Raw genomic sequence first — 20669 nt, 5'->3', positions numbered from 1 at the left:
CGCCGCTGGGCCATGGGGTGGCGCGCTGGTCCAGCGCGCCGCCGCTGGGAGCCAGGTCCAGCGCACGGGGGCGAGGGAGGGATCGCCGGGTCGGCAGGTGCGACCCGGGAGGGGCCCGGACGCTCAGTAGACAACGGCTCTCGGTCGACCCGCAGCCAGCGGGTCCCAGGCCGGCCCGAAGGGCGCCGGGCCCCGATCCGCACTCATGACGCACTCACGACGCCCGCGTGGCGCGTTCATGGCGCCCTCGTGACGGCTTGGGAACCCCGCTGTCCGCCTGAGCGTTCCGCACCTCGGGACACACATTCGAGCCCCGCGTTATACGGTCACCTCACCACCGCACGACTTGCAGGAAGGCAGCACGTGCATTCGGGTACCGAAACCAACGCCGAGACCGGCTCCCGGGGCGCGGCCGAAGACCGACCGGGGGAGCGGCCGGAGTCCGCCGCGGTGCCTGCCGCGGCCGACACCGACGCCCCGGCGCGCGATGCCGCGTCCCCGGCCGCGGCACGCCCCGAGCGGGACGGCCCGGAGCCGGGCCGCCCCGAGTCGGCCGCCGAGTTGGACAGCCCCGAAGCGAGCCGTCGTGAAGAGGGCCGCACCGAAGCGGGCCGCACCGAAGCGGGCCGCCCCGGCCGGATGCGCCGCCTGGCCCGGCTCGCCCGCCGCGAGGCGCCCCGCAGCGCCGTCGCGGCCGTATTCGGCCTCGCGCTCGGCCTCGCCTTCCCGCCGTACGGGCTGTGGCCGCTGTCGCTGGTCTCCGTGGCGGCCCTGAGCCTGCTCACCCACGGCCGCACGGCCCGCCAGGGTGCCTGGACCGGCTTCGCGATGGCGCTGCCGTTCTTTGTGCTCCTGCTGAAGTGGCTGCATGTCGTCGGCTGGGACGCGACGGTGGGCCTCGCGATCCTGCAAGCGCTCTACTTCCTTCCGCTGGGCGCGGCCCTCGCCCTGACCTCCCGGCTTCCGGTGTCCTGGCTGCGCCCCCTGTGGGCGGCCTGCCTGTGGATCGCCGAGGAGTGGGCCCGCGGCCGGGTGCCGTTCGGCGGTTTCACCTGGGGCCGGCTGGCCTTCGCCAACACCGGGTCGCCCTACACGCCGCTCGCCGCGCTCGGCGGCGCGCCGCTGGTCAGCTTCGCCGTCGCCCTGACGGGCACGCTGCTGGCCGCCGCGGCCCTGTCCCTGTACGGCATGCGTGGCGGCGCCCCGCGGCCGCGCGCCGCGCTGGCGGCCGGCGGGTCGGTCGCCGTGGCCGCGGCCGTGACCGTGGCCGGGCTCGCCGTGCCCATTCCCACGGGCGCCGACGACGCCGTGGACATCGCGATCGTCCAGGGCAACGTCCAGAAGCCCGGTATGGACTTCCTGGGCCGCCCCATGAAGATCCTCAACAATCACGTCAACGCCACGCTCGATCTGGCCAAGGATGTGAAGGCCGGCCGGATCAAAAAGCCCGACCTGGTGATTTGGCCGGAAAACGCCTCCGACCTCGACCCCTTCCAGTATCGGGAGGCGTACGCGCGGATCGACGAGGCCGTGAAGGCCATCGACGTGCCCGTCCTCGTCGGCGCGCTGGTCGACCACCCCACCAAGCAGGGCTACGTACTGAACCAGGGCATCGTCTGGGACCCCACGACCGGCCCCGGCGCCTCCTACACCAAGCAGCACCCGGTGCCCTTCGGCGAGTACGTCCCCTTCCGCGAGCAGCTCTCCAAGTTCATCACCCGGTTCCAGCGTGTCCCGCGCGACTTCTACCCCGGCCACCACAGCGGTGTGCTGAAGGTCGGCCCGGCCCGGCTGGGCGATGTGATCTGCTTCGAGGTCGCGTACGACGGGATCGTCCGTGACACGGTCAACGCGGGCGCCCGCATGATCGTCGTCCAGACCAACAACGCCACGTACGGCCGTACCGGCCAGCCCGAACAGCAGCTGGCCATGGGCCGGCTGCGGGCCATCGAGCACGGCCGCGCGGTGGTCACCGCGGCCACCAGCGGCATCAGCGCGGTCGTCGCCCCCGATGGCACGATCGAGCAGCGGACGAAAGAATTCACGCAAGATGTGCTCACCGCGCGCGTCCCGCTGCGCGATGGCACCACTGTCGCCGACCGCGTCGGTGCGACCCCCGAGTGGGTGCTCGCTATGGTGGGCGTTCTCTCCTGCGCGGCCGCGATCGTGATTGGCCGTCGGGGACGTACGGACGAGAAAGGGCAGTAAACACCGTGAGCGACGCACGCGAGGCCGACGAGCCGCGCCACACCTCGGACGCCGCAGATTCGCCTCGCGGGCGGAGAAGCGAGCAAAATGATGCGGTGAGCGACGCACGCGAGGCCGACGAGCCGCGCCACACCTCGGACGCCGCGGATTCGCCTCGCGGGCGGAGAAGCGAGCAGGACGGCGCCGGGACCGATGGTGACGGCGGGCGGCGGAAGTACGGTCCGCTCGGCAAGGTCCTGGTGATCATCCCGACCTATAACGAGGCGGAGAACATCAAGCCGATCGTCGCCCGGGTACGGGAATCCGTGCCCGAGGCCCATGTGCTCGTCGCCGATGACAACAGCCCGGACGGCACCGGCAAGGTCGCGGACGAGATCGCGGCCGAGGACGATCATGTCCGGGTGTTGCACCGCAAGGGCAAGGAGGGCCTGGGCGCCGCCTACCTCGCCGGATTCCGCTGGGGCATCGAGCACGGCTACGGCGTGCTGGTCGAGATGGACGCCGACGGCTCGCACCAGCCGGAGGAGCTGCCCCGGCTGCTGACCGCGCTCAAGGGCGCCGACCTGGTGATCGGCTCGCGCTGGGTGCCCGGCGGCCGCATCGTCAACTGGCCCAAGCGGCGGGAGTACCTCTCGCGCGGCGCCAGCACCTACTCCCGGATCCTGCTGGATGTGCCGATCCGCGATGTGACGGCCGGCTTTCGCGCCTTCCGCAAGGAGACCCTGGAGGGCCTCGGCATGGACGCCGTCGCCTCTCAGGGCTACTGCTTCCAGATCGACATGGCCTGGCGCGCGGTCAAGGCGGGCTTCCACGTCATCGAGGTCCCCGTGACGTTCATCGAACGTGAGCGGGGCGACAGCAAGATGAACCGCGACATCGTCACCGAGGCGTTCTGGCGGGTCGCCACCTGGGGCGTGAGCTCCCGGGCGAACAAGCTGCTGGGGCGCGACCCCTCGTAGGCCCTGTCCGGGCGATCTTCGCGGGCCCGCGACGCCTGGCACCGCGCCCCCAGCTACCGCTGGGAGGCGCCCCCGGCCGCGTTGTCGGGATCGTCCGCCACGCCGCGTCAGCGGCATATCGGCCGCAGCGGCCCGGTACGAGGACGACCCTCCGCCTTGCGATGCTCCCCCAGCCTTCGGCCGGGAGGTGCCCCCTCACCAGACGCCGCGGGCCCCGCGGCGCCAGCCGCTGATGTCACAGCCACGAAGATCGCCCGGACAGGGCCTGGCCGTGGCCCGGATCTCTCCGCAGAGATCTTTGGCCCCCGGGGCCCGGCCGCGCCGCCGGTCCGGGCACACTTGGAGCATGATGACCGGCCCGTCGCAGCAGACCGACCCGACCCGTCCGAAGCGCTCGCGCGCCCGCACCTTCCTGCCGCTGGGTATCGCGGCCTGGCTGGTGCTCGAGATCTGGCTGCTGACCGTGGTGGCGGAGGCCGCCGGCGGGTTCACGGTCTTGTCGCTGTTGCTCGCCGGTGTGGTGGTCGGCGCGGCCGTGATCAAGCGGGCCGGCCGCCGGGCCTGGCAGAACCTCTCCCGGTCCATGCAGCCGGGCGCCGCGCCGCAGGACCCGGCGGCGGGGACGGGCAGCAGCTTCACGATGCTCGGTGGGCTGCTGCTGATGATCCCCGGCCTGGTCTCGGACGTGGCCGCGCTGGTGTGTCTGTTCCCGCCGACGCGCGCGCTGCTGCGCGGCCGCGCGGAGGCGATGCTCAGGCGCCGGGTCGGATATGTCCCGGGGCCGATGGGCGGCGGCTTCGCGCCGGGCCACGGCCAGGAGCGGATGCGCCACCCCGATGGCAAGGTCATCCAGGGCGAGGTCATAGCGGACGACGAGGGCCCGCACTCGGCGCCCAGGGGCTGACGCGCTCCCGTCCCGGTCCGGTCCCGTTACGAAGGTCGACAAGGGCCGGGGCCACTGCTCGGCAGTGGCCCCGGCCCTTGATGTTGTCGCTGTCGGTGTTGTCGTGTGATCAGGCGGACTTACGGGTGTCGCGCGGATGCACAGCGATGTTCATGGCGCCGGAGCGCAGTACGGCCAGCCGCTCGGCCAGCACCTCCTCGAGCTCCTCGCGGGTGCGTCGCTCCATGAGCATGTCCCAATGTGTGCGCGCGGGCTTGCCCTTCTTCTCCTCAGGACCATCGCCGTCCACCAGGAGTGCCACGGCACCACAGGCCTTACACTCCCACTCCGGCGGGATCTCCGCCTCTACCGAGAACGGCATCTCGAATCGATGTCCGTTCTGGCATGCGTACTCCACCGCCTGGCGCGGGGCCAGATCGATGCCGCGGTCGGTCTCGTAGCTGGTCACCACGAGTCGCGTGCCGCGGAGAGCTCGCTCACTCATGAATCGTGCCTCCCGGGCTTGTCGCCCACAGGACAGGTGTCGCTGTCGTCGTCATCCGGTCAACGTCCGGTCGGCGGTGAAGATTCCCGTACTGGGACATGCGTCGCCCGTCGTGCCGCCCCGTTGTTCTACCCACAGGCGCCCGGTTTGTCACATCTGGCAGCACATGTCACCCAGTGTTTCTGGTACTTTAGCGCGCAGTAACGGTCCGCCTGGTAGGCCGAGGGCGTACACTACCGCTCCATGCCCGCGAGGGCTAAATCCGGTCATGAATCGATGTCCGTGTTGTCTGCGTTGCCCGCGTTTTCTGTGTCGTTTGTGTTGTCTGCGTTATCTGTGTTGCCTGTGGGTGGTTGCCCTGCGCGATGACCGGCGAGTGCTCGCCGGCGGGCGAGGGAAGCGCGAAGAAGCGCAGGAAGTACTGCGCGAGCGGTCCGATGGACAGCGCGTACAGCACCGTGCCGACCCCCACGGATCCGCCCAACACGAAGCCCACCGCCAGTACCGTCACCTCGATCGCGGTCCTCATCAGCCGCACCGAGCGCCCGGTGCGCCGGTGCAGCCCGGTCATCAGCCCGTCCCGCGGGCCCGGCCCGAAGCGCGCCGAGATGTAGAGGCCGGTCGCCGCGCCGTTGAGGACCACCGAGAACACCAGCAGGGGGATCCTCAGTGTCAGGGCGTGAAGCTCCGGAATCAGCCATAGTGTGATGTCCACCACTAGGCCGATCACCGCCACATTGGACACCGTGCCCAGCCCGGGGCGCTGGCGCAGCGGGATCCACAGCAGCAGTACGGCGGCACCGACCACGATGGTCACCGTTCCGAAGGACAGCGAGGTGTGTCCGGCGATGCCCTGGTGGAAGACGTCCCAGGGGTCGAGCCCGAGTCCGGCGCGCAGCTGGAGCGCCATGCTGACGCCGTACAGCACCAGCCCGGCGTAGAGATGGACCAGGCGACGCGCGAGCCGGGGACCGGGAAACGGTGGCGACGCTGATGGCGGCGATGGGGACGACGGGGGCTCGGGCTCGGACGACGACGCGGACGGCACGGGTGGCACGGGTGGCACGGGTGGCACGGACAAAGAAGGCTCCAAGAGGCTGAAGTGGCCTGGCCGGTGGAGGCGGTGGACTATGGCATGTCACTCTGTAGCCCAAGACCAGTCCAGTTCCATGGCCAATTCCGGAAAGGTGGACCGCAGACGATGAGTCCGTGGACATCCGCGGTGGGGGCATCCCAGTTGGCTCGCCTGCTCGGGCCGGAGCACACGCGCGACGCCGAGGCCGCGGCGATCGTCTCGGTGACGGGCGGCCGGCGCGTACCCGCCTACCGTTCGCTCGCCGATCGCGTACGGCTGCTCGTCCTCGAAGGCCGGGTCCCGGTCGCGGCGCGGCTGCCCGCCGAGCGCGAGCTGGCGGCGGCCCTGGGGGTCAGCCGGACCACCGTGGCCGCCGCCTACGAGGCGCTGCGCCAGGAGGGCTTCCTGGAATCGCGGCGCGGGTCCGGCAGCTGGACCGCGATGCCCGCCGGGAGCCCGCTGCCCACCCGCGGGCTCGACCCGCTGCCGCCCGAGGCCGCGAGCTCCGTGATCGATCTGGGCCATGCGGCCCTGCCCGCGCCCGAGCCCTGGCTGACCCGCGCCATGCGCGGCGCCCTGGAGGAGCTCCCGCCGTACGCCCACACGCACGGCGACTACCCGGCCGGGCTGCCCGCGCTGCGCCAGGCCCTCGCCGACCGCTACACCGCCCGCGGCATACCGACCATGCCCGAGCAGATCATGGTCACCACCGGGGCCATGGGCGCCGTGGCCGCCATCAGCCGGCTGTTCGTCCGCCACGGCGAACGGGTCGCCGTCGAGTCGCCCTCGTACGCGAACATCCTCCAGCTGCTGCGGGAGGCAGGCACCCGGCTGGTGCCCGTGGCCATGGCCCCCGGGCTCGCGGGCTGGGACCTGCCGGCCTGGCGGCAGACGCTGCGCGACGCCGCGCCGCGCATGGCCTATGTCGTCGCCGACTTCCACAACCCCCTCGGCTCGCTGGCCACCGACGAGCAGCGCAGACAGCTCGTCGACGCGGCGCGCTCGGCCGGGACCGTGCTCGTCGTCGACGAGACCATGGCCGAACTGCGTCTGGACGAGGAGGTGGAGCTGCCCCGTCCGGTCGCCGCGCTCGACCCCGGGGGCAGCACGGTCGTCACCGTCGGCTCGGCGAGCAAGTCCTTCTGGGCCGGGCTGCGCATCGGCTGGGTGCGCGCCGCCCCCGACGTCATCCGCAGCCTGGTCGCGGCCCGCGCCTACGCGGACATGGGCACCCCGGTCGTCGAACAGCTGGCGGTGGGCTGGCTGCTGGCCACCGGCGGCTGGGACGAGGCGATCGAGCTGCGCCGGGCGCAGGCGCGGGAGAACCGCGACGCGCTCGTCGCCGCCGTCCGCCGCCACCTCCCCGACTGGGAGTTCGCCGTGCCGCACGGCGGGCTCACCCTCTGGGCCCGCACCGGCGGCCTGTCCGGGTCACGGATCGCGGAGACGGGCGAGCGGCTGGGCGTACGGGTCCCCTCGGGCCCCCGCTTCGGGGTCGACGGCGTCTTCGAGGGGTACGTACGGCTTCCGTTCACCGTGGGCGGCGCGGTCGCCGAGAAGGCCGCCGCCTGCCTCGCCGCCGCGGCGGAGCTGGTCGCGACCGGCGCCGCGGTCGAGTCCCAGGTGCCGCGCAGCTACGTGGCCTGAACCGGCTGCGGCGCGCCTTGAGGGGCGCCCGGACGGCCTAGCCCTCCGCCGGGCTCCCCGCGGGCCCGGCCTTCACCATGTCGACCCGCCCCGCGGCCTCGGCCGGGCCCGGGGCCGCGGCCGCCTCCCGCGGCAGCTCCGGTTCCGGCAGCAGCCCGAGGACCGCCTGCCGCTGCGCCTCGCTCGTCGCCTCGTCGTACGGGTCGGGGGTGGCCGGCACCTGCAGTCGGTGCACCGGGCCGGCGCCGAGCCGTACATAGCCCCGGCCCGGGGGCACCTCGGGGGTCGGTGTGGTGTGCGGCGGGGCGCCGAGTACGGCCCGGATCTGTTCGTCGGAGCCGGGCCCCAGCACCACACGGGCCCGGGTGTGGGACTGTACGACCTCGCTCAGCGCGTCCGCGGCGTCGAGGTGGTCGGCCACCACCACCCGCACCTGGGCCGCCCGCCCGTGCCGCAGCGGCACCTGGAGCAGTTCCTGCGGGTCGCGGCGGCCCTCGGCCGCGGCGAGCTGGCTGAGCACCGTCGGCCGGTCGAGGACGAGCCACAGCGGGCGGCGGATGTCCTGTGGCGGCGGGTGGCCCGTCTGGCGGGCCCGGTTCGCCGCGATCAGCCGCCGCTCCGTCTCGTGTGCCGCCCACTCCAGCGTCGCCAGCGTCCCGGCGAGCCCGCACTCGACGCCCAGCACCCCGGCCCGGCCGCCCAGGAACGCGTACTCGCCGGTGCCGCTGCCGTCCACCACCAGCACCTGACCGTGGCACAGCGCCTGGAGCGCGATGGACCGCAGCAGGGTCGTGGTGCCGCTCCCGGGCGGGCCGAGGGCCAGCAGATGCGGCTCCGTCGACCGCGGCCCGGTGCGCCACACCACCGGCGGGGCGTCCCGCCGTACCTCCTCCGCCGGGTCGTCGGCCGCCTCCGTGACGGGCAGCGTGCGCTGCACCGAGGAGGCGTCGGTGAAGCCGAGCACGGTCTCGCCGGGCGTGGTCACAAAGTGCTGCGCGCCGATCGCGGTGGACAGGGCGGGCAGCACCGTCAGCGTCAGATGGTTGGCCTCCTCGTCCCACTCGAAGAAGTACTCCCGGCCGCGCCCCGACTTGGCGTACAGCAGCCGCTCGACGCGGGCGCGGGACTCCGCGTCGCCGTCGGTGAAGTACGCGGGGTAGCGCAGCTTCAGCCGGGTCAGCCGCCCGCTCTCGTCGAACTCGAAGGAGCCGAAGGCGCTCGACCACTCACCGCCGTGCGCGTACAGCGGGCTGGGGTCCTCAGGGGCGGAGAAGTACGGCACCAGGGCCTCGTACAGGATCAGCAGGCGCTCCCGGCCGGCCTCGCCGGGCCCCGGATCCCTCACTGGGCCCTTCCGCCCGGCCCAGAACGCGGCCCCCATCAGGCTCACGGCCGACAGTGTCGGGCCGTACGGCAGGAGGGCGATGCCCACCACGCAGGTGGCCATCAGGAAGAGCGCCGGGCCGCGGCGCTCCTTCGGGGTCTGCGCCCATCTGCGCCGCCCGCCGGCGGCCATGGCGCGCAGCCCGCGGCAGAGCGCGATCAGCGGATGCAGCACATCGGCGGCGCCGTCGCCGGCGGCCCGGGCGAAGCCGCGGGCGCGGGCCAGCTTGGTGCCGCGGGCCGGTTTGCCGCCGCGGGTCAGCTTGCCGCCGCGGGCGAACCCGCGGGCGCGGGCGAGCGGGCCGCCGGCGCTGAGGACACGGGGGAGCGGTCGTCGGCGCACGTCAGAACTTGATCCCGCCCAGCAGGTTGGCCAGGCTGGTGCCACCGGCCCTGATGCTCGGAGCGATCGCGGTGCTCGCGAGATAGAAGCCGAAAAGGGCGCAGATGATGGCGTGCGACGCCTTGAGGCCGTCCTTGCGGAAGAACACGAAGACGACGACACCGAGCAGTACGACGCCGGAAATGGACAGGATCATCACGGTCTCCTGGCTGGTGGGGGACGGTCACCATGAGTCCTTCCAGGGTCACGCCAAGTACCCACTCGGCAAAAGGTGCAAATGGGTGGATTATCGGTGTAATCACTCAGAAGCCGGAGGCGAGACGCCATGAGCGACCAGAACCGCGAGGCCGAGCCGGCCCACGACCCGGAGGTGCTGCAGCTCGCCGCCAAGGTCTTCGATCTGGCCCGGCACGGGGACACCGACACGCTCGCCGCCTACGTGGACGCGGGCGTCCCGGTCAGCCTCACCGACGACAAGGGGGATTCGCTCCTCATGCTCGCGGCCTGCCACGGGCACGCCGCGACGGTCTCCGCACTGCTGCACCGGGGGGCCGACCCCAACCGTCCCAGCGAAGGCGGCCAGACGCCCATCGCCGGCGCCACGTTCAAGGGCGAGGGGGAGGTGCTCCGGGTGCTGCTGGCCGGTGGCGCCGACCCGCGGGCGGGCTCGCCCTCGGCCGTCGAGGCGGCGCGCATGTTCGGGCGGCGGGATCTGCTCACCCTGTTCGGTGTGGCGGAATGAGCTGACGTCCCGGGCCGCTGTGGCCCGTTCGACTTCTGTCCGCCGCGGGTGGTGCGGACGGCGAAATGCCTCAACTTCTTTGACGCGAATGGTCCAGACTATTGACATGCCTTGAACAAGGCTCGGCATGATGTCCTCACCGCGCACCCTTCCCCACGGGCCGCCTCGCGCGCCCGTTCCCCCACACAGGAAGGCCATCGCTTCATGAGGAAAACTCTGCGCATCGCCATGACCGGCCTGCTCGCGGCGGCCGCCCTCGCCGCCGCCCCCTGGCCGGCCCCGGCAGCCGACGCCGCCCCGCCGGCCGTCGCCGCCACCTTCACCGACAACTTCGACGGCCCGGCGGGCGGCGCCGTCGACGGCTCCAAATGGGGCTACGAGACCGGCGACAACGTCAACAACCACGAGCGCCAGTACTACACGGACGGCACCAAGAACGCGGCGCTCGACGGCCAGGGCAACCTGGTCATCACCGCCCGCAAGGAGAACCCGGCCAACTACAACTGCTGGTACGGCCGGTGCGAGTACACCTCGGCCCGGCTCTCCACCGCGCGCACCTTCACCACCGCGTACGGACATGTGGAGGCCCGGATCAAGGTGCCCCGGGGGCAGGGCATGTGGCCCGCCTTCTGGATGCTCGGCAACGACATCGGCAGCGCCGGATGGCCCAACTGCGGCGAGATCGACGTCATGGAGAACGTCGGATTCGAGCCCAGCACCGTGCACGGCACCATCCACGGCCCCGGCTACTCCGGCTCGGGCGGCATAGGCGCCGGCTACACCCTGCCGAACGGGCAGAAGTTCGCCGACGGCTTCCACACCTTCGCGGTCGACTGGTCGCCCAACAAGATCACCTGGTCCGTGGACGGCAACGTCTACCAGACCCGCACCCCGGCCGATCTGAACGGCAACCGCTGGGTGTTCGACCACGGCTTCTACATCATTCTCAACCTCGCGGTCGGCGGCTACTGGCCCGGCGATCCGGACGGCTCGACCACCTTCCCGCAGCAACTGGTGGTCGACTACGTCAAGGTCACCGGCGGCAACTGACGACGCGGTGACAAGGTGACATGGTGACATCGGCGCCCGGTCGTGGCCGGGCGCCGACGCGTTTCGCCTCCGTACGCTTGACCCTCTCACTGTGTGAGGGCCTGCACTGGAAGGCGTCATGTTCACCATCGGAGAGTTCGCCAAGCACGGACGTGTGTCGGTCCGCATGCTGCGCCACTACGACGCCATCGGGCTGCTGCGCCCCGTCCACACCGACCCGACCAGCGGCTACCGCTACTACAAGGCCGGTCAGCTCGCACGGCTCAACCGCGTCATCGCGCTCAAGGACCTGGGCTTCAGCCTCCACCAGGTCAAGGCGCTCCTCGACGACGACATCGGCACCGAGGAGCTGCGCGGGATGCTGCGGCTGCGCCGGGCGGAGCTGGAATCGGCCGTCGCGGAGGCGGTGGCCCGGCTGGCCCAGGTCGAGGCGAGGCTCCGGACCATTGAGAACGAGGGACGCATGCCCACCGAAGACATTGTGATCAAGAGTCTGCCGCCGCTCCGCCTGGCCGAGCTGAGCGCCACCGCGGCGAGCTTCGAACCGCAGGACATCGGGCCCGTCATCGGCCCCCTCTTCGGCCGGCTGTGCGGACTGCTGGACGCCGCGGGCGTGACCCCCACCGGCCCCGGGCTCGCCTACTACGAGGACGCCCCCGAGGGCGGCGGGGCGATCACGGTCCACGCCGGGCTGCCGGTCGGCGCGCAGGTGAGCGTCGGCGAGGACGTCCGGATCGTCCACCTGCCCGGCGTCGAGCGCGCCGCCACCATCGTGCACCGCGGCCCCATGGAGGGCGAAGTGGTGTCCACCTCCCAGGCGCTGGCCCATTGGATCGACGCCAACGGCTACCGCTCGACGGGATACCCGCGCGAAGTCTCCCTGGACTGCCCCGAGGACCGCACCCAGTGGGTGACCGAGCTCCAGGAACCCATCGTCCACAGCGGCTGAGGCCCGTGCCCCGGAGGCCCGTTCGGGCCGGGCCTCCGGGACATGCCAAGATCGCAGGCATGACGGCACAGCACGACCCGGAAACGATCCTCGCCGGCCTGGACGACGAGGACTGGCCCACCATCGGCTTCTCCCGCGGCACCGCCGCCGACCCGGCCGGCACGCTGCGCGCCCTGGTCTCGGCGGACAACGAAAACGTCCGCGAGGAGGCGCTCGCGTCCTTCTGGGGTGCGCTGCGCGCCCGCGTCCCCGCCTACCGCGCGACCGTGCGGGTCATCCCGTACCTGGCCCGGGCCTGCGCGGCCGGGATCCACCAGGAGACGCTGCTCGAACTCCTGCACAGCGTCGCCAACGGGGAGGACCAGCCCCGCAACGACCAGGACGAACTCACGGCCGCCGTCGCCGCGCAGGTGCCGCTGCTGCTGCCCCTCCTCTCGCACGACGACGAGGACATCAAGCGCTGGCTGATCCGTATCGTCCTGCTGTCCGGCCGGTCCTCCGAGAGCGCCGAGGCGATACGGGCCCGCTGGGCGCAGGAGTCCGACCCCGCGCTGCGCTCCGCCCTGCTGTCGGCCTGCCGGATCGCCGACCCGGACGTCGCGGCGGAGCTCAGCGCGGGCGAACTCGACCCCGACCGGGACCCCGAGATCCGGCTCGTGGCCGCCCTCAACCTGGTGCGGGACGGGGCCTCCTGGACGGACGAGCTGGAGGCCGCCGCCACCGCGTGGGCGCTGGGCGGCGGCGAGCTCGAACCGGTCGAGCGGTGGTTCGACGCGGACTCCGGCGACTGGAAGGACACCGACCCCGACGACGAGTCCTTCGAGCTCCTCCTCCAACTGCTCGCCGACCGCGGAGAGCTCCCGGTGGCCCTCCGTCTGCTGGACGTGGTCCTGGCCGCGGAGGGCCCCGGCGCCGGCCTGCGCGGCCGCCGGGCGCTGGGCGCCATCGAGCCGCTGTGCGCGGAGTTCCGCGCCGCCCCGGCGCTGCTGGCCCCGCGCCTGGCGTCCCTGGTGACACATCAGGACCTGGTCGTGGCCGGGCGGGCCGTCGGCCAGCTGCGGCGCCTGGGGGACGAGGGCCGGCCCGCCGCCGACGCGCTGCTGACCCACGCCTCGGGCGAGAGGGTCGCCGAGGCGGAGGACAAGTTCGACGCCGAGGACGCGGAGGAGGTCGCCGACAATGCCCTGGGAGCGCTCGTCGACCTCGGCGACCCCAGGGCCGTGCCGCTGCTCGCCCGCGATCTGCCGCGCCGCAAGGAGGCCCTGGAGACCGCCATAGGCACCTCGCCCTGGAGCCGCCACGACGAGCCGTCGGTGCCCTTCGACCCGCAGCTCCTGGACGCCGCCCGCGACCTGATCCGCCATCCGGACCGCCGGAACTACAGCGCGCCCCGGTACCTGTGCACCCTGCTGGCCTCCTGGGGCCCGCAGGCCGCCTCCGCCCTCCCGGAGCTGTACTCCCTGCTGACCAAGGAGCGTCAGCACGCCCCGGGCGCGGTGGCCGCCGCCGCGGCGGGCACCGAGGCCGCCGCCGAGGCCGAAGAACGACTGCGCGCCGCCGCCGAAGGCGCCTCCGTCTACGACCGCATGCCCACCGCCGAGGCCCTGCACCGGCTCACCGGTGACACCGCGCAGCTGGTCGAGGCGGTCCGCCCCGGCCTCGACGACATCCTCTACAGCAAGCGCGCCGCGGTGGGCCGGGCCGGGCGGCTCGGCCCGGCCGCCGAGCCGCTGCTGCCCCGCCTGCGCGAGCTGCTGGCCCCCGGCGAGGGTGACGGGTGGGGCCTGGGCGACTGTCTGACGGCCGCGTCCGCCATCCTGGCGATCGCCGGCGAATCGGCGGCGGACGAGCTGATCCCGGTCGTGGCCCAGGGCCTGGAGACCCAATACGCGGCGCCCCGAGCCTCGGCGGTCCGCGTGGCCGCCCGGCTGGGCGCGGCCGCCGCGCCCCTGGCCGAGCGGATCGCGCCGCTGCTGGAGTCCCTGGACACCTTCCTGCCCGCCGTACGCGCCCTGCTGGCCATCCCGGGGGCCGTGGGGCCCGAGGGGGTGGTCGAGCGCGAGGAGCTGACCGACGCGCTGCTCGTGACCGTCGACTACGCCCGTGACCCCCAGACGGCGCTCGACCTGCTGCGCGACCTCGGCGGCGGCAGCCTCCCCGAGGCCGCCGTGGACCCGCTGCGCGAGTCGCTGACCGCCGAACGCCGCCCGCCCCTGCGCCTGTACGACCTGAACCGGATCCGCACCGACCAGCGACGCACGGCTGCCCTGAGGGCCGCCCTGGGCGAGTAGGTCTCCGGCCGCCGAGTAGCCTCGGGCCATGGATATCGGTGATGTCGTCGAGGACTTCGAACTGCCGGATGAGAGCGGCGCCGCCCGCACGCTGAGCGGGCTGCTCGAGAACGGCCCTGTGGTGCTGTTCTTCTATCCCGCGGCCTTCACGCCCGGCTGCACGAAGGAGGCCTGTCACTTCCGGGACATCGCGGGGGAGTTCAAGGCGCTCGGCGCCCAGCCGGTCGGGGTGAGCGCGGACTCGGTGGACAAGCAGGCGGAGTTCGCCCGTACGCACTCCTTCGGCTATCCGCTGCTGTCCGATCCGGAGGGGACCGTACGGGAGCGGTTCGGGGTCAAGCGCGGCATAGCGGCCGTCCCCACCAAGCGGGTCACCTTTGTGATCGACACCGACCGGCGGGTGCTGGAGATCGTCAAAAGCGAGTTCCGGATGAGCGTGCACGCGGACAAGGCGCTCGAGGCGCTGCGGAACAGGGCGGCGTAAGCGGGGCGTACGACGGCGTAGCGAGGCGCGCAGGAGTCCAGAGGCGCGTGGGTAATGACCCGCGCGCCCCGGGCGTTCGACCCCTTGGCAACTCCTCCAGCAAGCGCTTGCCCCCGGCGTAAGGCCGCGCCCAGCGCCTGGTCCCGGCCGGGGTGATCCGTTGATTCAGCGTGCCGGCAGGTGCCGGGCGAAGAACCCCCGCACGGGGCCGCGCACGGCGGGCACCGAGCGAGCCGGATCAGCCGTGCCCACCAGCGCGGCCCGGGCCTCCGCGGTCATCAGCCCGGCGGTCTGCAACTGGGGCGCGATGGCGGCGTAGTCGGTGAACACCCAGTGCATGGCGTCGCGCAGCTCCCTCCGCTCGATGCGATCGCCGGGGTGGGAGAGCAGGGCCGCCCAGGAACGCCGCATGTCCTCGTCCCGGCGCCGTACACCCCCACCCGCCGCGGATCCAGCGCCCGGCCGAGGTCTTCCGGTAGCGGGCGCCCCGCCGCGTCCGGGTTCCGCCCGCTCGCCAGCGCCGCCAACTGACCCAGTACGAAACGGATGTCCGCGATCCGGGTGGTGATCATGGTACGGAAGGTCGCCGGGTCCGTCCGGGGATCCCCGCGGAAGACGGTCGGGCGGACCATGTCCCGTCCGGTCATCGCGCGGGGGAACTCGACCGCGCAGGCGTCCCCGGGGTGGTCGACCGTCACCACCGCGAAGCCGTGGCTCGCCAACTCCTCGGCGACCGCCGTGCCCAGGCCGCGCGGGTCGCCGCCGCCCGGGCTGTACAGCAGCACCGGATGCCGGACGGGGCGCGCGGGCGCGCCCATGTGGGCATGCGTCATGGTGGCCGTCCAGTCCACCCCGGCCCGCGGCAACCCGGGGTGCGCGGCGCCGGCCTGATCACCACGGTCCGCGCCGGGCGCGCGGTGCTGCACCGGCGCACCGCGCTGGGCGGCCTGCTGGTGCGGCGCGGTTCCTGAGCACGCCCGCGTCCAACGCCCGCGTTCGCGGTGGATCTGCGTCACGGACACGCCGTGGCGTCGGCGTGTCGTCGGCGCAGATCCACCGCGAACTCCCTTCTAAAGACGCGAGAAGGTGAAGGAGAACTCGGCGGGCCCGGCGTCGAGGCGGTACTGGGGAAGCACCCCGGGCCCGCACGACTGGCTGCCGATGCCCTGCTGCCCGTGGTCGAGGTTCACCCACACCGTGTCCGCCGACGCGGACAGGTCCGGCGTGTGCTCGGCCGCGTCCAGCTGCTCCGTGGTCCACCGCCGTGCCGTGAACCAGAACGGCGGCGCGCCCTCCACCGCGATCCCGGTGCCGTCGTCATCGGTCAGCCGGGCCCACCGGACGTCCGCCCGGGCCCCGTTCTCCTGCGGCCTGACGTACGGCGTCTGCATGTCGTCGACGGACAGCGCCCACCGGCCGATCCGGGAGGCGGCACGGGTGTCCGGGTACGCCTCGCCGGGGCCGCCGCCGAACCACTCGGCCCGGCCCAGCGTCGCGGGGACGCCGAGCCGCAGGCCCAGGCGCGGCAGCGGGCAGGTCCACTCGCCCAGGGGGGTGACGGAGACGGCCAGGCGCAGTCGGCCCGGGGTGGCAGCGGCGGCGGGGTCGGCGGTCCAGCGGTAGACGGCCTCCAGGCCGACGTCGGTGGCCGCGGGGGCGACGCGGGTGCGGACCGTCAGGGCGTCGTCCGCCACCTCCACGGCGTCGACGCGGTGGTGGAGGCGGTGCAGGCCGAGTTGGCGCCAGATCAGGCCGTAGCGCTCGTCGGGCTGCCAGGACGCGCCGTTGTCGTTGTCGGTGGGGGCGCGCCACACGTCGAGGCGGGGGCCGGTGACCGCGAGGCCGCCGAGGGAGACCAGCGCGCCGGTGGCCGGGTCGAAGCTGCCCGGGCCCAGCACGATCGCGCCGTCCTCGCGGCGCGGCGCGACAGCGGCATCCGTGGCAGACGAGGCAGACGAGGCGGTCGGGGCGGCGGCCGGGAGCTGGCCCCAGGCCACCTCGTGGCCCGCCGACGCCCACGCGGTGTCGGCCGCGAGCCGCGCCCGTACGGTCCACAGCGCCTCGCCGTCAGCGCCTGTCGCGGGCCGTTCGGGGAGCTTGAGGTCGGCGGACTCGCCCGGGGCCAGCGGCGGGACCGCCAGCTCGCCGCCGCCGACCTCCACGCCCTCGGCCTCGTAGGCCCAGGAGAACGCCAGATGGGTGAGGTCGGCGAAGTCGTGGGTGTTGGTGACGCGGACCGTGCCCGCCGCGCCGTCGCCCTCGATCCGGACCGGCTCGATGACCTTCTTGTACTCGATCAGGCCGGGGGAGGGGGTGCGGTCGGGGAAGAGGAGCCCGTCGCAGACGAAGTTGCCGTCGTGCAGCTCCTCGCCGAAGTCCCCGCCGTACCCGTAGAAGAGCTCGCCCTCGGGGGTGCGCTTGGCGATGCCGTGGTCGATCCACTCCCATACGAAGCCGCCCTGGCAGCGCTCATGCGCCTCGAACAGCCGCTGGTAGTCGCTGAGTCCGCCCGGCCCGTTGCCCATGGCGTGCGCGTACTCGCAGAGGATGAAGGGGAGATCGCGGCGCTTGGCGTCCAGCTCGGCGTCTGCCCAGGGGGCCTCGACGCGCCGGCCGATCTGGTCGACCTCCTCGTGCGAGGCGTACATCCGCGAATAGACGTCCGTGTCGGCGCAGGACATGTCGCCCTCGTAGTGGATCACGCGCGAGGAGTCGCGCTCGCGGATCCAGTCGGCCATGGCGGTCAGCCCGCGGCCGGTGCCGCACTCGTTGCCCAGCGACCACATCACCACCGACGCGTGGTTCTTGTCGCGCTCGACCATCCGGCGGGCCCGGTCCACCAGGGCCGGGGTCCAGCGGTCGTCGTCGACCGGGTTGCCGCGCCAGCCGAGGTCGACGAAGCCGTGGGTCTCCAGGTCGCACTCGTCGATCACCCACAGGCCCAGCTCGTCGCACAGGTCGAGGAAGGCGGGGTGCGGCGGATAGTGGCTGGTGCGTACGGCGTTGATGTTGTGCCGCTTCATCAGCACCAGGTCCTGGCGCATGGTCTCCAGGTCCACGGCGCGCCCGGCCTCGGGGTGGAACTCATGCCGGTTGACCCCGCGGAACAGCACCCGCCTGCCGTTGACCTTGATCACGCCGTCCTCGACGACGACCGTACGGAAGCCCACCCGCAGCCGCACCCGCTCGCCGCCGGTGGCCAGCTCCGCGTCGTACAGGCGCGGCGTCTCGGCCGTCCACGGCTCGACGGCCACGGTCGCGCTCTCGCCGGTGGCCAGGTCGAGGCCCAGCTCCGGCACGGTGACCCGGCCGCCGGGCTCGGCGTCGACCCGCAGCGTGCCCTCGCCGGAGGCGTGGTCGTAGGAGGCGTGTACGAAGAAGTCGGTGACCGCGTCGGCCGGGCGGTGCAGTAGGGTCACCTCGCGGAAGATCCCGGGCAGCCACCACTGGTCCTGGTCCTCCAGGTAAGTGCCCGAGGACCACTGGTGGACGCGCACGGCCAGCACATTGCCGCTCGGCCGCAGCAGCTCGCCCACCGCGAACTCGTGCGGCAGCCGGCTGCCCTTGAAGACGCCCAGCTCCTGCCCGTTGAGCCAGACCCGGGCGCAGGACTCCACGCCCTCGAACCGCAGCACGGCGCCGCCGTCGGCCGGCCAGTCCTCGGGCAGGTCGAAGATCCGGCGGTGGTCGCCGGTCGGGTTCTCGGTGGGCACCCGCGGCGGGTCCACCGGGAACGGATACAGCACATTGGTGTAGATGGGCGCGCCGTGGCCCTGTAGCACCCAGTGGCCCGGCACGGCGACCGTGTCCCAGCCGGATGCGTCGTAGTCGGGGCGGGCGAAGGACTCGTCCTCGGCGGTGGCGGTCGGCGACAGCCGGAAGGCCCAGTCGCCGCCCAGGCCCAGCCGCGCGGCGTCGGACCCGGCGGTCCAGGCGCGGGGCGGCAGCCCTCCGCTGCCCGGGGACACGTCCTCGTAGTAGGGGAGCTGGGCGTCGTGGGTGGTGCTCATCGGTCTCCTCGGTCGGCGATGGCGGGAGGGGTACGACGATCGGTCGGCACGCGCCCCAGCGGCCCGAGCGCGCCGGCCCGGGCGTTTGTCCCGGGCCGCCAGCATGGGACGTTAACGAGCGGCGAAAGACTTTTGCAAGGGGTTGGACGAAGTCTGTTGCAAGCGCTTGCTGGAGGGAGGCCCGGGCGTCAGGACGTGCTGTCGCGGCCGCCGCTCGCGGCGGGGGTGCGGTGATGCTTCGATCTCATGGTTGCGAGCGAGCCCTCCAGGGCGAAGGTCGCGGCCCCGAGGCTCACGGGGTTGGACGGGATCGGGCACAGAACGATCTCGACGCTCGCGAAAGGGCGGCGCAGGGCGCGCCGCGCCACCGCCTCGCGCACCTCGGCCAGCAGCGGCTCGCCCAGCGCCGCCGCCACCCAGCTGCTGAGCACGATCACCTCCGGGTTGAGCAGGTTGACCAGGTCGGCCAGGGCCGCGCCGAGATAGCGGGCGGTCTCGCGGACCACCCGCGCGGCCACCGGATCGCCGTCGGCCAGCGCCCGGCCGAGCGCCTCGATGGTGGCGGTCTGGTCGTCCGGGTGCAGCAGGGGGCTGTCGGGGCTCAGTTCACGGAGGCTGCGCATGATGGCGGGGGCGCCCACGTATGTCTCCACGCAGCCGTGGTTGCCGCAGTGGCACAGCCGTCCGTCCAGGACGAGGGTGGTGTGCCCCCACTCGCCGGCGCTGTTGGTCACCCCCCGGTGCAGCGTGCCGCCCAGCGTGAACCCGGCCCCCACCCCCGTACCCAGGTTGACCACGATCGCGTCGCCGCGGCCGCGCGCCGCGCCGAACCACTGCTCGGCGACGGTGCTGGCGCGCAGCGGGTTGTCGAGGTGGAGCGGATAGGGGAGGTGTTCGGCCAGCAGGTCCAGCAGCGGGACGTCGTGCCAGTTCCAGTTGGCGGCGTAGACGGAGACCCCGCCCTCCCGGTCCACCTGCCCCGGCATGCTGACCCCGACGCCCAGCACCGTGTCCGCGGCGACGGCTGACCGCTCCACGACACCGGCCACGGCGGCGGCGATGCGCCCGACGACCCGCGCCGCGTCCCGTTCGCCGGGGCGCAGCTCCTCGTCGGCGCGGGCCAGCACGGTCAGGGCCAGGTCGAACAGCTCGACGTGGACGTAGGTCTCGGCCACGTCCACGCCGATCAGCGCGCCGCCGGAGGCGTTGACGGCGACCAGGCCGCGCGGCCGCCCGCCGTCGGAGTCCTCGTATCCGCCCTCCACCAGCATGCCGAAGTCCAGCAGCTCGCCGACGAGGGTGGCGACGGTGGCCAGGCTCAGCCCGGTCGCGGCGGCCAGCTGCTGCCGGGAGACGGGGGATTCCGCGATGATGTGGCGCAGCACCTCGTAGCGGTTCTCGGTGCGGATGTCGCGGGACGTGCGCTTCACGCCGGGTCCTCCGTGCTCGGTGGTGCGGCCCGTATGACGCGGCGCCACATTAGGCCGCGCGCCACACCTGGACAACCCCTTCGCGCAACCGTTGTACGAAGCGGAACGACGTAGCGGCCGAAACGTCCTGGACCAGGATATGGACATCCCTGACCAAAATATGAATGGCCTGGGCCAAAATATGCAGGGCAGCACCTACCGCACATACCTCCGGCAGAAGTGCAGGTGATTTCAGGTGAGGCTCACGTCAGGAAACAAGGCCCTCGTGACCATCGCTGTCGGCATCGCCGCCTTATCGGTCTCGGCGAACTCGGCGGCGGCCACTCCCCGAAATGCGGCGGTCGCCGCGGTGGAGTGGTCGGCGACCCACGGTTCGGCCACCGCATCCGGTACCCGATGGACCGAACGGGTCGACGGCTGGACAGATCTCGTGATCGAGGGGGAACTCCGGAACACGGGCACCGAATGCACTTCGGTCTGGGTCCGGTGGATCCATGACTGGGTCGTCACCCCCTACACCAGACAGGCATCCCAATGCGGTGGCGGGGTTTCTCCCGTCAACATTCGGCTGAGCCCCTACGGGCTGACCACCACCGGCCAGCTGAAGGTGTGCCGGGGTACCACGGACACCGGAGACTGCGGAGACGCCATATCAGTGACCCACTGGCCGATCAACAACGTCAGGTAGGCCGCGCCCCCCTCACGGTCAG

18 protein-coding genes are annotated in these 20669 nt (G+C 72.8%); 11 read left to right on the top strand and 7 right to left on the bottom strand.

What is annotated here, in order from left to right; translation table 11 throughout:
• Positions 1-450 precede the first annotated feature (450 nt).
• From lnt to fxsA, 3 genes are all read left to right on the top strand, one after another.
• The gene (gene lnt / locus ACWY4P_RS09640; protein WP_456212869.1) at positions 451-2208 is read left to right on the top strand and encodes an apolipoprotein N-acyltransferase; all 1758 of its coding nucleotides are present in this window, start codon (positions 451-453) and stop codon (positions 2206-2208) included.
• A 236-nt stretch (positions 2209-2444) separates the two neighbouring features.
• The gene (locus ACWY4P_RS09635; RefSeq protein WP_456212868.1) at positions 2445-3167 is read left to right on the top strand and encodes a polyprenol monophosphomannose synthase; all 723 of its coding nucleotides are present in this window, start codon (positions 2445-2447) and stop codon (positions 3165-3167) included.
• A 349-nt stretch (positions 3168-3516) separates the two neighbouring features.
• Positions 3517-4071 (top strand): FxsA family membrane protein, encoded by a 555-nt coding sequence (fxsA, locus tag ACWY4P_RS09630; RefSeq protein ID WP_456212867.1) that lies wholly within the window; start codon positions 3517-3519, stop codon positions 4069-4071.
• A 109-nt stretch (positions 4072-4180) separates the two neighbouring features.
• Here fxsA and ACWY4P_RS09625 read toward each other — a convergent pair whose 3' ends face one another.
• Complete coding sequence (locus tag ACWY4P_RS09625; RefSeq protein WP_065966324.1) at positions 4181-4555, bottom strand: RNA polymerase-binding protein RbpA; 375 nt, start codon at positions 4553-4555, stop codon at positions 4181-4183.
• Positions 4556-4811: 256 nt separating this feature from the next.
• A complete protein-coding gene (yczE, locus tag ACWY4P_RS09620) occupies positions 4812-5483 on the bottom strand; it encodes a membrane protein YczE (RefSeq protein ID WP_456209923.1) in 672 nt (223 codons plus the stop codon).
• A 273-nt stretch (positions 5484-5756) separates the two neighbouring features.
• Between yczE and ACWY4P_RS09615 the strand changes: the two genes are divergently transcribed.
• Entirely contained in the window at positions 5757-7277 is a 1521-nt protein-coding gene (locus tag ACWY4P_RS09615) for an SCO1417 family PLP biosynthesis transcription factor (protein WP_456209922.1), read from the top strand.
• A gap of 37 nt (positions 7278-7314) precedes the next feature.
• Here ACWY4P_RS09615 and ACWY4P_RS09610 read toward each other — a convergent pair whose 3' ends face one another.
• Together ACWY4P_RS09610 and ACWY4P_RS09605 are read right to left on the bottom strand one after the other, a co-directional pair.
• Positions 7315-9003, bottom strand: a complete 1689-nt coding sequence (locus ACWY4P_RS09610; protein WP_456209921.1) for an ATP-binding protein — start codon at positions 9001-9003, stop codon at positions 7315-7317.
• Position 9004: 1 nt separating this feature from the next.
• Positions 9005-9199, bottom strand: coding sequence for a hypothetical protein (locus tag ACWY4P_RS09605; RefSeq protein WP_319692928.1), 195 nt, complete (start codon positions 9197-9199; stop codon positions 9005-9007).
• A 129-nt stretch (positions 9200-9328) separates the two neighbouring features.
• Between ACWY4P_RS09605 and ACWY4P_RS09600 the strand changes: the two genes are divergently transcribed.
• From ACWY4P_RS09600 to ACWY4P_RS09580, 5 genes are all read left to right on the top strand, one after another.
• On the top strand, positions 9329-9745 hold the full coding sequence (locus ACWY4P_RS09600) for an ankyrin repeat domain-containing protein (RefSeq protein ID WP_456209920.1): 417 nt from the start codon (positions 9329-9331) through the stop codon (positions 9743-9745).
• A 204-nt stretch (positions 9746-9949) separates the two neighbouring features.
• A complete protein-coding gene (locus tag ACWY4P_RS09595; protein WP_456209919.1) occupies positions 9950-10795 on the top strand; it encodes a glycoside hydrolase family 16 protein in 846 nt (281 codons plus the stop codon).
• A 118-nt stretch (positions 10796-10913) separates the two neighbouring features.
• Positions 10914-11744: a MerR family transcriptional regulator gene (locus ACWY4P_RS09590; RefSeq protein WP_456209918.1), complete on the top strand. Its 831-nt coding sequence runs from the start codon at positions 10914-10916 to the stop codon at positions 11742-11744.
• A gap of 59 nt (positions 11745-11803) precedes the next feature.
• Positions 11804-14035, top strand: coding sequence for a hypothetical protein (locus ACWY4P_RS09585; protein WP_456209917.1), 2232 nt, complete (start codon positions 11804-11806; stop codon positions 14033-14035).
• Between the two features lie 28 nt (positions 14036-14063).
• Positions 14064-14519 carry a peroxiredoxin gene (locus tag ACWY4P_RS09580; RefSeq protein WP_456209916.1) on the top strand — a complete coding sequence of 152 codons (456 nt, stop codon included), beginning with the start codon at positions 14064-14066 and terminating at the stop codon, positions 14517-14519.
• A 165-nt stretch (positions 14520-14684) separates the two neighbouring features.
• On the opposite strand, the gene ACWY4P_RS09575 is transcribed toward ACWY4P_RS09580, so the two are convergent.
• A complete protein-coding gene (locus ACWY4P_RS09575) occupies positions 14685-14930 on the bottom strand; it encodes a hypothetical protein (RefSeq protein WP_456209915.1) in 246 nt (81 codons plus the stop codon).
• Between the two features lie 299 nt (positions 14931-15229).
• On the opposite strand from ACWY4P_RS09575, the gene ACWY4P_RS09570 reads away from it, so the two are divergent.
• Positions 15230-15490, top strand: a complete 261-nt coding sequence (locus tag ACWY4P_RS09570) for a hypothetical protein (protein WP_456209914.1) — start codon at positions 15230-15232, stop codon at positions 15488-15490.
• 99 nt (positions 15491-15589) lie between these two features.
• Here ACWY4P_RS09570 and ACWY4P_RS09565 read toward each other — a convergent pair whose 3' ends face one another.
• On the bottom strand, positions 15590-18529 hold the full coding sequence (locus ACWY4P_RS09565; RefSeq protein ID WP_456209913.1) for a glycoside hydrolase family 2 TIM barrel-domain containing protein: 2940 nt from the start codon (positions 18527-18529) through the stop codon (positions 15590-15592).
• 188 nt (positions 18530-18717) lie between these two features.
• Positions 18718-19959 (bottom strand): ROK family transcriptional regulator, encoded by a 1242-nt coding sequence (locus ACWY4P_RS09560; RefSeq protein WP_456209912.1) that lies wholly within the window; start codon positions 19957-19959, stop codon positions 18718-18720.
• A gap of 265 nt (positions 19960-20224) precedes the next feature.
• On the opposite strand from ACWY4P_RS09560, the gene ACWY4P_RS09555 reads away from it, so the two are divergent.
• On the top strand, positions 20225-20647 hold the full coding sequence (locus ACWY4P_RS09555) for a hypothetical protein (protein ID WP_456209911.1): 423 nt from the start codon (positions 20225-20227) through the stop codon (positions 20645-20647).
• Positions 20648-20669 lie beyond the last annotated feature (22 nt).

This window comes from Streptomyces sp. LZ34 (assembly GCF_053890475.1).
The sequence above is the reverse complement of the archived record's forward strand: the minus strand, read 5'-3'. Positions and strand labels throughout refer to the sequence as shown.

Excerpts from the sequence above, each read along its gene's own strand:
- ACWY4P_RS09625 (WP_065966324.1), bottom strand. The coding sequence starts at position 4,555 with ATGAGTGAGCGAGCTCTCCGCGGCACGCGACTCGTGGTGACCAGCTAC.
- ACWY4P_RS09575 (WP_456209915.1), bottom strand. The coding sequence starts at position 14,930 with ATGCGGCGTTCCTGGGCGGCCCTGCTCTCCCACCCCGGCGATCGCATC.
- ACWY4P_RS09600 (WP_456209920.1), top strand. The coding sequence starts at position 9,329 with ATGAGCGACCAGAACCGCGAGGCCGAGCCGGCCCACGACCCGGAGGTG.
- ACWY4P_RS09595 (WP_456209919.1), top strand. The coding sequence starts at position 9,950 with ATGAGGAAAACTCTGCGCATCGCCATGACCGGCCTGCTCGCGGCGGCC.
- ACWY4P_RS09615 (WP_456209922.1), top strand. The coding sequence starts at position 5,757 with ATGAGTCCGTGGACATCCGCGGTGGGGGCATCCCAGTTGGCTCGCCTG.
- ACWY4P_RS09565 (WP_456209913.1), bottom strand. The coding sequence starts at position 18,529 with ATGAGCACCACCCACGACGCCCAGCTCCCCTACTACGAGGACGTGTCC.
- ACWY4P_RS09585 (WP_456209917.1), top strand. The coding sequence starts at position 11,804 with ATGACGGCACAGCACGACCCGGAAACGATCCTCGCCGGCCTGGACGAC.
- fxsA (WP_456212867.1), top strand. The coding sequence starts at position 3,517 with ATGACCGGCCCGTCGCAGCAGACCGACCCGACCCGTCCGAAGCGCTCG.
- ACWY4P_RS09580 (WP_456209916.1), top strand. The coding sequence starts at position 14,064 with ATGGATATCGGTGATGTCGTCGAGGACTTCGAACTGCCGGATGAGAGC.
- ACWY4P_RS09590 (WP_456209918.1), top strand. The coding sequence starts at position 10,914 with ATGTTCACCATCGGAGAGTTCGCCAAGCACGGACGTGTGTCGGTCCGC.
- ACWY4P_RS09605 (WP_319692928.1), bottom strand. The coding sequence starts at position 9,199 with ATGATCCTGTCCATTTCCGGCGTCGTACTGCTCGGTGTCGTCGTCTTC.